The sequence below is a fragment of the Pedobacter sp. genome (genome assembly GCF_045627485.1).
In the GTDB taxonomy this organism is placed as follows: domain Bacteria; phylum Bacteroidota; class Bacteroidia; order Sphingobacteriales; family Sphingobacteriaceae; genus Pedobacter.
Genome location: NZ_JAZQNU010000185.1, coordinates 14,583 through 27,490, shown reverse-complemented (window position 1 = coordinate 27,490; position 12,908 = coordinate 14,583). Strand labels below are relative to the sequence as shown.

Annotated in this window: 12 protein-coding genes; 8 read left to right on the top strand and 4 right to left on the bottom strand. The window is 42.1% G+C overall.

Translation table 11 applies throughout. The annotated features are described in order from the left end of the window. Nucleotides 1-621: 621 nt before the first annotated feature. Nucleotides 622-1,257, bottom strand: a complete 636-nt coding sequence (locus ACR2F3_RS14145; protein ID WP_432710629.1) for a gluconate 2-dehydrogenase subunit 3 family protein — start codon at nucleotides 1,255-1,257, stop codon at nucleotides 622-624. Nucleotides 1,258-1,271: 14 nt separating this feature from the next. Next, entirely contained in the window at nucleotides 1,272-3,011 is a 1,740-nt protein-coding gene (locus tag ACR2F3_RS14140; protein ID WP_432710628.1) for a GMC family oxidoreductase, read from the bottom strand. A 150-nt stretch (nucleotides 3,012-3,161) separates the two neighbouring features. Here ACR2F3_RS14140 and ACR2F3_RS14135 point away from each other — a divergent pair, with 150 nt between their 5' ends. Then, nucleotides 3,162-4,253: a winged helix DNA-binding domain-containing protein gene (locus ACR2F3_RS14135; protein WP_432710627.1), complete on the top strand. Its 1,092-nt coding sequence runs from the start codon at nucleotides 3,162-3,164 to the stop codon at nucleotides 4,251-4,253. Between the two features lie 74 nt (nucleotides 4,254-4,327). Here ACR2F3_RS14135 and ACR2F3_RS14130 read toward each other — a convergent pair whose 3' ends face one another. Then, a complete protein-coding gene (locus ACR2F3_RS14130; RefSeq protein ID WP_432710626.1) occupies nucleotides 4,328-5,008 on the bottom strand; it encodes a type 1 glutamine amidotransferase domain-containing protein in 681 nt (226 codons plus the stop codon). A gap of 150 nt (nucleotides 5,009-5,158) precedes the next feature. Here ACR2F3_RS14130 and ACR2F3_RS14125 point away from each other — a divergent pair, with 150 nt between their 5' ends. Continuing rightward, nucleotides 5,159-5,926, top strand: coding sequence for an NYN domain-containing protein (locus ACR2F3_RS14125; protein WP_432710625.1), 768 nt, complete (start codon nucleotides 5,159-5,161; stop codon nucleotides 5,924-5,926). Between the two features lie 6 nt (nucleotides 5,927-5,932). Here ACR2F3_RS14125 and ACR2F3_RS14120 read toward each other — a convergent pair whose 3' ends face one another. Next, entirely contained in the window at nucleotides 5,933-6,958 is a 1,026-nt protein-coding gene (locus ACR2F3_RS14120; protein WP_432710624.1) for a chemotaxis protein CheB, read from the bottom strand. 114 nt (nucleotides 6,959-7,072) lie between these two features. Between ACR2F3_RS14120 and ACR2F3_RS14115 the strand changes: the two genes are divergently transcribed. From ACR2F3_RS14115 to ACR2F3_RS14090, 6 genes are all read left to right on the top strand, one after another. Further along, nucleotides 7,073-7,411: a YceI family protein gene (locus ACR2F3_RS14115; RefSeq protein ID WP_432710623.1), complete on the top strand. Its 339-nt coding sequence runs from the start codon at nucleotides 7,073-7,075 to the stop codon at nucleotides 7,409-7,411. Between the two features lie 77 nt (nucleotides 7,412-7,488). Beyond that, entirely contained in the window at nucleotides 7,489-8,346 is an 858-nt protein-coding gene (locus ACR2F3_RS14110) for a pirin family protein (RefSeq protein WP_432710622.1), read from the top strand. Between the two features lie 9 nt (nucleotides 8,347-8,355). Further along, the gene (locus ACR2F3_RS14105) at nucleotides 8,356-9,801 is read left to right on the top strand and encodes a phytoene desaturase family protein (RefSeq protein ID WP_432710621.1); all 1,446 of its coding nucleotides are present in this window, start codon (nucleotides 8,356-8,358) and stop codon (nucleotides 9,799-9,801) included. Nucleotides 9,802-9,835: 34 nt separating this feature from the next. Then, nucleotides 9,836-11,095 (top strand): YeiH family protein, encoded by a 1,260-nt coding sequence (locus ACR2F3_RS14100; RefSeq protein WP_432710620.1) that lies wholly within the window; start codon nucleotides 9,836-9,838, stop codon nucleotides 11,093-11,095. A gap of 209 nt (nucleotides 11,096-11,304) precedes the next feature. Continuing rightward, nucleotides 11,305-11,607 carry a hypothetical protein gene (locus tag ACR2F3_RS14095; protein ID WP_432710619.1) on the top strand — a complete coding sequence of 101 codons (303 nt, stop codon included), beginning with the start codon at nucleotides 11,305-11,307 and terminating at the stop codon, nucleotides 11,605-11,607. A gap of 465 nt (nucleotides 11,608-12,072) precedes the next feature. Further along, nucleotides 12,073-12,888, top strand: a complete 816-nt coding sequence (locus ACR2F3_RS14090) for an endonuclease/exonuclease/phosphatase family protein (RefSeq protein ID WP_432710618.1) — start codon at nucleotides 12,073-12,075, stop codon at nucleotides 12,886-12,888. Nucleotides 12,889-12,908 lie beyond the last annotated feature (20 nt).

The following is a 12,908-nucleotide window of genomic DNA, read 5'->3' as shown; positions in this document are numbered from 1 at the left end:
CAGGAATCTGATTTAAAATATTTCGATAACGAAGTGGCTAAATTGTATGGCATTCAAGCTATTCCATCTAATATCTTAGTGGATCCGACAGGAAAGATTGTCGCTAAAAACGTACGTGAAGAAGGCTTACAGGCAGTTCTGGTTGTTTTGCTTGGTCCGCCGGCATCAAAGTAATATCACCTAAAGATTTTTGAAGGGCAGTGCTATCTATGGATGGTACTGCCCTTTTTTTATCAATATGCCTGCTGAGAGCTCACCACCAGAAGTGAAGCGGCATTATGGAATATGCATTGCTGATATGCAATTACCAAATTTACTTGTATAACCAATACTAAATTAATTTCACACATGTATAGCTATGTTAATACAAGACAAATACAAGTGTCAGCTGGCGCTAGTTATAAGGGCCTTAGAAGGGGGTTAGAAGGGCCTTTGAAGGGCCTTTGAACGGCCGCGGCCGTCTAAACACCCTTTAAACACCCATTTAACGGCCCTCTAACAGCCATTTACTTGTAGGATGCTATATAAGGCACTATCACTGCTGTTGTTTTTCATCAAATTAAAACACACAAAAAAAGCCCTTTGACGATCATCAAAGGGCTTTTTTGTGTTAAATACTAATTATAGCTTTGCGGTATTTTCAAAACCATATTGTTTAAGAACATCGTCCGGAACACCACGCCATTGGTTGGGGGTGTTACCCAGGTATTCTACATCTTTGACCCCCATTTCACTGGTGAAAAATCCGGAGGCCGTCAGGTCGCGCATTTTGTTAAAGAAGGCTACGCCTTGTGCCATCCCTGGTTTAACTTTATTTGGGTAGGCAATATCATCTACCATATCAATCTGTTGTTCCGCTGAGGCGTCTTTAAACGTCTTTCCGTATCTCGACAAACATTGGACGTCCAGCCATTTAAGGCCACCACGCATTGGGGTTTGGTGACTGGGAATATCTTTCACAATAAACTCTATGAAATCAGGTACTTTAGCATCCGAAGCACTGCCGGATCTTCCATCCTTAGGTATAATAATATCGGCAAGAACGGTAATAGTAGCCATTTCATGTTCATTGAAAAATTTAGCAGCATTTAAGGCTTTGTCACGTTCTACCTCGAAGGCCTCGCGACCGGGTTGTTTGGAATCTTTGGCAGCTACGTCTGATTTATCTGTTGCGCTGTCTGGTTTACAAGCCTGCAACAATACCCCCGTGCTTAAAGCGGTTAAGCCTAAGGCCTTTAGTGAGTCTCTTCTGTTCATGTTAAGTGGTTATGTTAACTCAGGTTCAGTTTTTTCTTTTGTGATAAAATATAATCTGCTGTGCGCCATGATAAAGCCAATATGGTCCAGGTAGCGTTTTTATCGCCTTGCTGAACAAAAGGAGCGGCATCAACCACAAACAAGTTGGCACAATCATGTGCCTGGCACCATTTATTCAGGGCAGATGTTTTAGGGTTGTCGCCCATTCTGATTGTTCCCACTTCGTGGATAATCTTGCCAGGTGCTTCAAGACCATAATTAGTTTCCGGACCATGAATGGTTGAAGTCACAATGCCACCCATGGCATGAAAGATTTCCTGGAAAGTATCTTGCATGTGTTTGGCTTGTTTAATTTCTTCGTCTGCCCATTTATAGTGGAAACGTAACACAGGGATACCATATTTATCTACCACATTAGGGTCAATTTCGCAGTAGTTGGATGCTTTGGCAATAGCGGTACCACGGCCAGCCATGCCCACGTTACTTCCATAAAAACGGCGGTAATCGTCTTTCAGGCCAGCCCCATAACCACCGGCTTCCTTCATTTTACCATCTCTGCCCGGCACTAGTCCGTTTCTTCTTTCTATTCCTGCACCGAAACCGTAACTCGGCATACCCATACCACCACCATATTCAATATGGTAACCTCTTGGGAAATCCAGTTTTTTATTGTCCAACCACCATGGAGAATAGATATGTACAGAGCCAACCCCGTCTTCATTGTAACGTTTTCGGTCTAAAAGCTGTGGTAAAAAACCACCCACACTGGCACCTGTAGAGTCGTGTAAATATTTACCAACCACATTGCTGTTATTTGCCAATCCATTAGGGTGTGCAGACGATTTTGAGTTTAATAATAAACGTGCAGATTCACAGGCACTGGCGCCAAGGATCACGATTTTACCGCGCACCTGGTGTTCTTCCATGGTAGTTTTATCCACGTATGAAACCCCGGTTGCCAAGCCAGCTTTATCGGTAAGCACTTCACGCACCATGGCGTTGGTAATAACAGTGAGGTTTCCTGTTTTCTCTGCAGGGATTACCAGGCAGGAAGAAGAGGAGAAGTCGGCATAAACTTTACACGCCCGTCCACATTGCCCACAATAAAAGCAAGGTGCCCTGTCTTTGTTGTTAGGTAAAGCTTCTGTTAGTACCGAACCGCGGCCAGGGATTACTGTTACACCCACTTTTCTGGCAGCTTTGGTAATAAACAGCTCGTTGAGTCGCGGTTTGGGTGGTGCCATAAAAATGCCATCTGGCTCGTTAGGTATGCCTTCCACAGTTCCATAGATGCCGATCAGACGATCCACCTTATCATAATAAGGTTTGACATCGTCGTAGGTAATTGGCCAGTCGTCGGTTAACCCGTCTTTACATTTAAAATCGTCTGGACCCATTCTGAGTGATATCCTACCCCAATGGTTGGTTCTGCCGCCCAACATGCGTGAGCGGAACCAGGCGAATTCAGTTTTGTCCTTTTGGGTATAGGGTTCGCCATCCAGTTCCCAGCCGCCATAAGAGGCGTCGAAATCACCGAAGGGGCGTACCGTACCTGCACCACGTCGTGGCGATTCCCAGGGCCATTTCAATTGTTGTGCATCCAAACGGGGATCAAAGTAGGCACCTGCTTCAAGCATAAGCACTTTCTGACCAGCATGGGCCAGGACGTATCCGGCCATACCACCTCCAGCACCTGAACCGACGATGATTGCATCATACTCCGTATCTGACTTTTTAATTTGGAATTCGTTCATGTATAAAACGTTTTAGTTTGTGTTAGGACCCCTAATTTAGGATATTTTTTGGCTGATTATTTTATTCATTCTAAAGATGTAAAAAAGTTACAACAAAAACGAGGAGTTTTTTTTTGATTCCTGAATAGTTTTTTGATTAACTTTAATTAAATGAGTTTGTTAAACGAAAGAATGACAGATGATGGCCTGATCAGGCACAGGTTATTCAACCACGGACTTGCCGGTACGAGCTTTAATTGTGCCGAACACCTTGTGAAAGCGATGGGGTGTATACAATCGCAGGACTTTACCGCTGCCAAATGGGCCATTGGTAATCGCATTGCAGGCCTTACTGACCTTGACGTAGAAGTAGCGTTTAATGAAGGCAAGCTGTTGCGCACCCATGTGTTAAGGCCCACCTGGCATTTCGTGTGTCCGGAAGATATCGGATGGATGTTAAAGCTTACAGCGCCAAGAATAAAAAACCTTTGCCGTAGTTTAAATCAACAACATGATTTAGATGCAAAGTTACGCGACCGGAGTCGATGGGTGATTGTTAAAGCCCTTCAAGACTATAAACAACTTACTCGAATGGAGTTGCAGGTGTTTTTGAAAGAGGCAGCTATTAAAACCGATTCCATCAGGCTGGCATTGCTGATGCTGGATGCAGAATTGGCTGGACTAATTTGCAGTGGGCGAAAAAGGGGTAACCAGTTTACTTATGCACTGATGGAAGATAGGGTAGGACAAAAATTAATCCTGGAAGGTGAGGATGCCCTGACTGAAATCGGTGCACGATATTTTAAAAGTCGGGGGCCTGCAACTTTACATGATTTTTCATGGTGGAGCGGATTAAGCATGTCGGATGCCAAAAAAAGTGTGCATTTGAATCGCAAAGAATTGACAAAGATGGTTTTAGGTGACCAGGTCTACTGGTTTGTGGCTAAAGTGCATGAGGAAACGCAGCGAGAACCAGCCGTACACCTTTTGCCTGGCTTTGATGAGTATGCACTTGCCTATAAAAACCGAAGGCATTTGTTGCCACCAGAGGTGGCTGCTTTTACTGGCAATGACGTTTCTAAGCCACTCATCGTGATGAACGGAAAAGTTGCTGGTACCTGGAAAAGAAGTGAAAAGAAAGATCGACTTAGAATAGAGTTTAAGCCTATAGTGCCCTTTGATAAAATTGGTTACCAGGCGGTATTGGAAGTTGCAGAGGAGTATGCCCGCTTCGCGAATAAAACAGGAACTTATGTATTTTAGCCCGTTGGCAGGTCTTGCTGGTTGTTACGCCTGCAAGACCTCGGTTTGTTTAAAATAAGCCAATCATATTGGTGTTATTCTTCTAATGCCTCCAGTAGTTCATAGGCAGCCTCTTCTGAAGAGCCCGGATTCTGACCGGTAATCAAGAAACCATCTTTAATTACATACGAACTCCAATCGGCACCCTTGCTATATAAACCCCCTAACTTCTTTAATTCATCTTCCAATAAAAAGGGAACAACATCAGTTAGCTGTACCGCTGCTTCTTCGCTATTGGAAAATCCTGTGACAAGTTTCCCCTTTACCAAAGGGTCACCATCTGCTGCTTTCACATTCACTAAGGCAGCTGGTGCATGGCACACCAGGGCAACAGGTTTTTCTTGTTTAATGAAGTCCTGAATCAATTGGATGGAATTGTTGTCATTTGATAGATCCCATAATGGTCCGTGGCCTCCCGGGTAAAATACAGCGGCAAAGTCCTCGGCTTTTACTTCACTTAATTTCACAGTTTTCGAAAGTTTATCTTTCAATTCCTGATCCTTGTAAAAACGTTCTGTGGCAGGGGTCTGGGCGTCGGGCGCTTCACTTTTTGGATCGATTGGCGGTTGACCACCCTTTGGAGATGCCAAGGTAATGTTTACCCCGGCATCTGAAAGAACATAATAAGGGGCAGCAAATTCTTCAACCCAAAAGCCGGTCTTTTGGCCGGTGTTGCCAAGCTCATCATGTGAGGTCAATACGATTAATATATTCATGAATTGTAGTTTAAAGTTAATTGATTGATACAGTTTTTAATCGATCATTTAACACTGGGGTACCGGAATGGTTTGATCTATTTCGTTTTAAATCAAATGCTGTATCTTTGGATCCTGGACAGGAAGCTGCCATAGGCTAAACGAAAGAAAATGGTTACGACAAAAGATTTAAAACTGGCCGTGTTAATAGATGCAGACAACGTTCCTTACGCGAATGTGAAGGAAATGTTTGAGGAAATTGCCAAATATGGTACCCCTACTTTCAAGAGGATTTATGCAGACTGGACAAAACCTACGGTTTCCGGTTGGAAAAAAGTGTTACTGGAAAATGCCATCACCCCCATACAGCAATACAGCTATTCTACAGGAAAAAATGCTACAGACAGTGCATTGATTATCGATGCCATGGATATTTTATACACGGGCAAGGTGGACGGTTTTTGTATTGTGTCTAGCGATAGTGACTTTACCCGGCTGGCCACACGGTTGCGCGAAGCAGGAATGAAGGTGATTGGTATTGGCGAAAAGAAAACTTTGCTTCCCTTTATTACGGCCTGTGATAAATTTATCTACATGGAGATCCTTAACCCTGAAGTGGAGAATGAGGAAGAAAACAGCAGTCTGAAATCATCCAAGAACAAGGTAAAGCAAGTTAAAAAGCCACTTAACAAGATTGATCCAAAGATCATCAGGTTGTTTAGCGATAGCATTTCCGATCTGGCAGACGAAGATGGCTGGGCTTTTTTAGGGGAGCTGGGTAATCTGATGCTGAAAAAGAAACCAGATTTCGACCCTAGAAATTATGGTTTCTCAAAATTACTGCCCCTATTAAAAAGTATGAACAGGTTTGATATTGACGAACGTGATACTGGCAAGCCGCATATCAAACACATTTATATTAAGAAGAAACAGGGTTAATTGTCTTTAAGTTTCGTGATCACCTGGATTATCGGATAGTAAGATGCTGCGAATACGGTCTATGTGCATCTGAGAATGATCGGCTCTTTCGGCAGCTAATTTTGCTGCAGAACCGGTTTTCTCCCTCGCCATGGTAACCAGAAGATTTCTTCTTTCTTCAAACATGCGTAAGGCGATCCACATGGTTTCTTCAATCTTTTTTGTCTGTTCGGTTAGTAAAACCTGGGCCGTGTAGGCATGGCCTGTATGGCACCGGTACCGTAATAAAGGCCCTTCATCCATTTTCCATAAAACACCGCCACAACCGGGGCAATTGAAAGGCACCTGATAGCCAAGTGAATTTACAGTAGGAAGGTCGCTGAGTACCCTTTCAGCTATCTTTGCTTCTCTATTAATATCTTGTGGAACTGCTTTTGCTTTTCCAATTTTCCTGGTCATGAGTTGAGCAAGAATACTACCCATCTGAACGATCGTTACACAGTAATCTGGTTCGACCTGGTTAAGTGCATTTTTCGGCATTTCCGGGATACTGGCATCTGCAGGGTCCTGTATGATACAAATTCCCCCACAACGTTGTATGGCCATCAAGCCAGCGGTGCCATCATCAAGATAGCCCGTAAGTAGTATGCCAATGACACGGTTTCGGAATGCCACAGCAGCGGAACGAAATAAGGGATCTATTCCCGGTCGGGAACGGTTTTCCTGTGCACCCTTTGTTACCAGGATATTGCCTTTATTGCCAATCATCAGGTGATGGTCGGAAGGAGCAAAATATACCTGTCCGGCAATTAGCACTTCCTGGTCTTCTGCGTATTTGCATGGTAGCTGACCGTTATTTTGGATCGCATCCAATAAATAATTACCGGTTACATCTGCAGATAAATGCATGACCACCAATATAGGTGCCGGGAAGTTAGCAGGTAACTGTTTGATGAGGGAAACCAACGCATCCAGTCCTCCGGCGGATGTGCCTACAACGATCACCTGCTCGAATTTCTGCTTGAATGATTTATTTTTTGGTTTCCTGGTCATGCGGAGCTTGCTAAACGATTAGTTATATTGGATGGCGTTCTTGAGGATATATAACTTTACCTAATAGAAACCATTTTGGTGCAAATTTGTTTAACTTTCATTAATAAGCACTTTATGAAAATATTATTTTCCTTATTCATCCTCAGTTTTGTATGTACCGCTTTGTTTGCCCAGACTTCAAGCTGGAAAGCGGATCCAATGCACAGCCAACTTGGTTTTAGCATTACCCATTTGGGGATCTCAGATGTGGACGGGGTGTTTAAAAAGTTTGATGCCACCGCTACAGGAAGCGCAGCAGATTTTAGTGATGCTATTTTTGAGTTTACCACTGATGTATCTTCTATTGATACAGATGTAGACATGTGCAACAAACATTTAAGAAGTGCAGATTTCTTTGATGTGGAGAAATTCCCAACGATGACAAAAGTTTTCCCCACCTATGCTGAGCGATGAGGTGAAGATTAAAGCGGATGAGGAATTTAAAAAAATGTAAGTGGGAGATAATCCCGCACAATAGTTAAAATTAATTAATGATGAGAACGGTAAAATTTACACATCATGCAGTGAATGCACCTATAGGCGATTTAATCACCTTTAGGGCATTACCTAACCAGGCGATTAAAGAAATAGATCCATTTTTGTTTTTAAACCATCATGGACACCAGGTTTATCCGGAAAATAATCGTGGTTTACCTTTCGGACCACATCCCCATCGTGGATTTGAGACAGTGACTTTTATCCTTGCAGGTGATCTTGCCCATAAGGATAACAGTGGGGCATCAAGTATTATCGAAGAGGGGGGTGTACAATGGATGACTGCTGGCAAAGGGTTGATTCATGCTGAAGTGTCTTCAGCTGATTTTATGAAGCGGGGAGGACAACTGGAAATTCTTCAGTTGTGGGTTAATTTACCGGCACGCTATAAAATGGTAGAACCTGTGTACCAGGGCAAACAAAAAAACGAAATTCCAACGATAGACCTTGAAGATGGAGATGTTCGCGTGTCTGTGGTGTCCGGAAATTGGGGTGGTACGCAGGGTGCATTTAAGCCACTGGTGGATATTGCTTTAGCAACGGTATTCATTAAAAAGGGAGCAGTGTATAAAACTGCCATTGCTGCAAACCATAACATTTTCTTTTATGTGATTAGAGGAGCTGTGAAAGTGAATGGAGAGATGGCTGCAATGCGCGATCTGGTGGAGTTTGCGAAGGAAGGTAAATTGGTGCAGGTGGAAGCCCTGGAAGACAGTATGGTTTTATTGGGGCATGCAGAACCTTTCAAGGAACCTATCTTAGCTCATGGGCCATTTGTGATGAATACCATGGAAGAAATACACCAGGCTTATGATGATTACAATAACGGTGCTTTTGGTACCTGGACCGTATAAGAAATAGTATTGGAAAAAACGGATTACGATGCTATCGTTGTGGGTTCTGGCCCAAATGGTTTAGCAGCCGCCATTACTATGCAACAGCAAGGCTTATCGGTATTACTCATAGAGGGAAAGGACAACATAGGGGGTGGCTTGCGCTCGGCTGAACTTACGCTTCCTGGTTTTGTTCATGATATTTGTTCGGCCATCCATCCGATGGCCAGCATTTCCCCTTTTTTTGAATCTTTGAATTTAGCACCATATGGACTTGAATTTGTGTATCCGGAGATTAATGCAGCGCATCCACTTGATGACGGTAAGGTAGCACTGTTAACCGGTACGGTAGAACAAACAGCAGCTTTGTTGGGTAAAGATGAAAAGGCTTACCTTAATTTAATGCAAACACTGGCGAATGACTGGCCAAAAATAGCCCCCGATATCCTCAGTCCGCAGTTGAAACTGCCTGCACATCCCATAGCATTCGCTCGTTTTGGCATTAAAGGAATCACTTCTGCTACATTTATGGCCAAACGGTTTCAAACGCCTGTTGCAAAGGCTTTGTTCGCTGGTATGGCTGCCCATTCGATGTTGCCCTTATCAAATCTGATGACCTCAGCCATTGGTATGGTGTTATTGGCTTGCGGTCATGTGGGAAATTGGCCCATCGCTAAAGGTGGATCACAACAGATCGCTAATGCACTTGCTGCACATTTCGTTGCCCTGGGCGGGCAGATCCAAACCGGATGTATGATAAGCTCCATTAAACAATTACCCGCCTCGCGTGTAGTGTTATTCGACCTGACGCCCAGACAATTGCTTTCGCTGGAAGGGACTAGATTTTCATCGGCCTATCGCAGCAAATTGGAAAGTTACCGTTATGGGATGGGCATATTTAAAATTGACTGGGCTTTGGCTGAGGCAATCCCTTTTAAAGCCGCTCCCGCACGACGGGCAGGCACTGTACATTTGGGTAATACCTTGGAAGAAATTGCGCTGGGAGAGCAGGCTGCTGCCTCAGGGCGGGTGCCTGAAAACCCCTTTGTATTACTGGCGCAACAAAGCCTTGCAGATCCAAGCCGTGCACCAGCAGGAAAGCATACAGCATGGGCTTATTGTCATGTGCCTCATGGAAATACCCAGGATATGACGAGCCTGATTGAGCAGCAGGTAGAACGCTTTGCACCGGGCTTCAGGGATTGTATTTTAGCAACCCATAGCTTTAATGCTGCTGAAATGGAGGCGTATAATCCAAATTACATCGGTGGAGATATTAATGGTGGTGTACTCGATATTAAACAGTTGTTTTCAAGACCGGTGTTAAGTCTTTCTCCCTACCGGACAGACGTTAAAGGAATTTATGTATGCTCCTCATCTACACCTCCAGGAGGGGGAGTTCACGGCATGTGCGGGTATCATGCGGCGAAAACTGCATTAAAAGATGTTTTTAATCTTAAAGCTACTTTAGTTTAGCGAGAAATTTAAAATAATAATCCTTTATTTGTGGATGTCAACATCTAAAAACAACCTCATTTTACACGAAGACTGGGTAGTGGTTCTTCTTGGCGCTCTTATCATTCTACTCGCTCTGGTGGGTTTTGTAGTTCCTATTCCGCAGTTTAGTTGGATTCATTTTGCCGACCTTTCGACTAATCTGTTTACGCTAGATAATCTTGGCGCCATTGGGTTGCAATTTATCCTAGTGTTTATTGTAGCAGGAGTTGGAGCCTTTTTAACTGGTAAGCCTTTAAAGTGGTTTTTAGTGGTTTTTCCCCTGGTGTATATGATTACGCTGGTGGCCTTAGCACTAGCGGGTAATGCCACGGTTAAGAACGTGAATCTTGAAGCTGTAATTTTTAGTTTATCGCTTGGTTTATTAATTGGCAACTTGTTCAAATTGCCAGTTTGGTTCAGGGAGGCTTTAGCTACGGAGCTTTATGTGAAAATTGGCCTTGTATTATTGGGAACTACTATAATTTTTTCTGACATTCTGAAAGCTGGTTCATTAGGACTGCTTCAGGCCCTTGTGGTCGTTCTTTCTGTTTGGTATTTTGCTTTTTGGTTATGCAGAAAATTTAAGATTGACGATGAATTGACCATGATGATTTCCAGTGCGGTTTCTATTTGTGGTGTGTCGGCGGCCATAGCAACCTCCGGAGCGATTAAGGGAGACCCAAAAAAATTATCTTCCGTGATCTCCATGGTCTTAATTACGGCGATCCCTATGATGATATTCATGCCCTATATTGCACAATATTTCAATTTCCCACAAGAAGTAACGGGAGCGTGGCTTGGTGGTAGTATCGATACAACAGGCGCTGTGGTTGCATCAGGAACACTGGTGGGTGAAACTGCACTACAAGTCAGTACGATTGTTAAGTTTTCTCAGAATGTACTCCTGGGTGTAGCAGCATTTGCGATATCAGTATACTGGACTTATACTAAAAATCCCATGGCCAAAGATGAACAAACTAAACCCACGCTTAGCGTTATTTGGGAACGTTTTCCAAAGTTCGTTTTAGGCTTTGTAGGAGCTTCCTTATTATTTTCGTTTGTAATATCACCTCAGGTAAGTGCCGAATTCAAAGGCAGTCTGAAAAGCTTACAAGGTTTATGGTTCGCCCTTGCATTTACAAGTATTGGATTGGAAACCCGCTTTTCAGAACTGTTTAACAAGGAAACTAAAAAACCACTTTATGCCTTTTTGATTGCTCAGGGGTTCAATATCGTCGTTACCCTTATTGTAGCCTTTATATTATTTGGCTAAGTCTTCAATCTTAAGTATTTGTTAACAAAATTGTGAACTAATATCTCAAAAAGTTATTTTATAATATTTTAAATTTAAATAACTTACATTTAGTTCTTTATGCTATCTTTTAAGTAGTGTGCTAGAATAGTTTATGTGTCAATAATTGTTTTAAGATTAACAGGGAAGCCGAAAACTGCATAGAGTAGGCTCATTTAACAAGTAAGGATATGGAAATTTCAGAAGTGCAATTGCGAGGTAGTTATTATCAGGTGTACGATGTTAAAGGTAAAAAAATTTCAGAGCTGGGTAAAGCTAATGGTGCTTTACGTGGCGTTGCTTCAGGTTTTTTTGTAGTGGAGCGTGGTAATTATTACGTTACCTATGATGCAAAAAGCCGAAAATTGGCGGAAATGGGTGCATCTCATGGCCAGTTTACCAACGCTTGTGGTTCCACTTTTAATCTAAAAAAAGGAAATTATATTATTACTTATGACCAGCGATGTAAAAAGGTAGGAGAACGTTCTGCGTAAACTGTTAAATTGTTATTGCAATGTACAAACCGTTACCTAAAGTAACGGTTTGCGACACGCCGCTTGAGAGAGCGCTTAATGAGGGACAAGTTGCTTGATTAGGTATACTGGTTATTTTGATAAAAGTTAAAATAACGTTGCTTATCCATTCATTAAGTGTATTTTTAAATAATAAAATGCTGAATTTGTTTACAAATTTACCAATAATTTTCTTTAAAGTTTCGGTTTGTATTTTTTATTTTACCAAAAAAAATTGAAAGTTAGGCAGTTAGGCTAGTTAAGGTGTGTTATCTGGTGTTAAACTGCATAATAACCTACCTAATCTTATACATGTAGTTGCTTCATTAGTCTTTAAAATGATTGAGCGGCAGCTGCAGGTGTTGCAAAAGGCGCATCCGGAAGCAGGATGGATATATTTTATCCGATACATTCTTTTAGATTTGCGTTTCTTTACAGATCCGATCCATGTTTAAAAAATATTTCCTGTTCTTAATCTTCTTTTGTCATTTCTCTTCTTACGCACAATATATAACAGTCTGTTCCTGGAACCTTAAAGATTTTGGGCGCTCCAAAAGCGAGGAAACTATCAGAATAATGGCTAATACTTTAAAAACTTTTGACCTGATTGCATTACAGGAGGTAGTGCCTGGCCCAGGTGGTCCTCAGGCTGTAAGCCGATTAGTTGATCAGCTGAACCGTACTGGTCAGGCTTGGAGTTATACAATAAGTTTACCTACTTCTGGCACTGTCGGTTCTTCAGAAAGATATGCCTTTATTTGGAAAACAAAAAAAGTCAAAATAATTGGCGATGCCTGGTTAGAAAAAAAGTATTCCACTGCAATAGACCGAGAACCTTATATGGGCAGATTCAAAGTGCAGGATGCTGTTTTTACACTGGTTAACTTTCATGCTATCCCTAAGGCAAAACAACCAGAAAAGGAGATCAAGTATTTAAAATTTTTCCCTGCATTATACTCCAAAGATAATCTCGTTTTTTGTGGCGATTTTAACCTCCCACAATCTCATTCTGTGTTTAATCCTTTAAAAAAGATGGGTTTTCAGTCAGCTTTGGTAGCGCAAAAGACATCTTTGCGCCAAAAATGCATACAAAATGACTGTTTGGCCTCAGAATTTGATAATTTTTTCTATAATTCTAAATATATCAGGCTTCATAGTGCTGGAATTCTGCACTTTTATAGAGTATTTGAAAATTTAAAGTTAGCAAGGAAGGTTTCTGATCATGTTCCTGTATATTTTAATTTTTATTTAGCCGCCAAATAGTAAAATTTTAGGCTTAATTT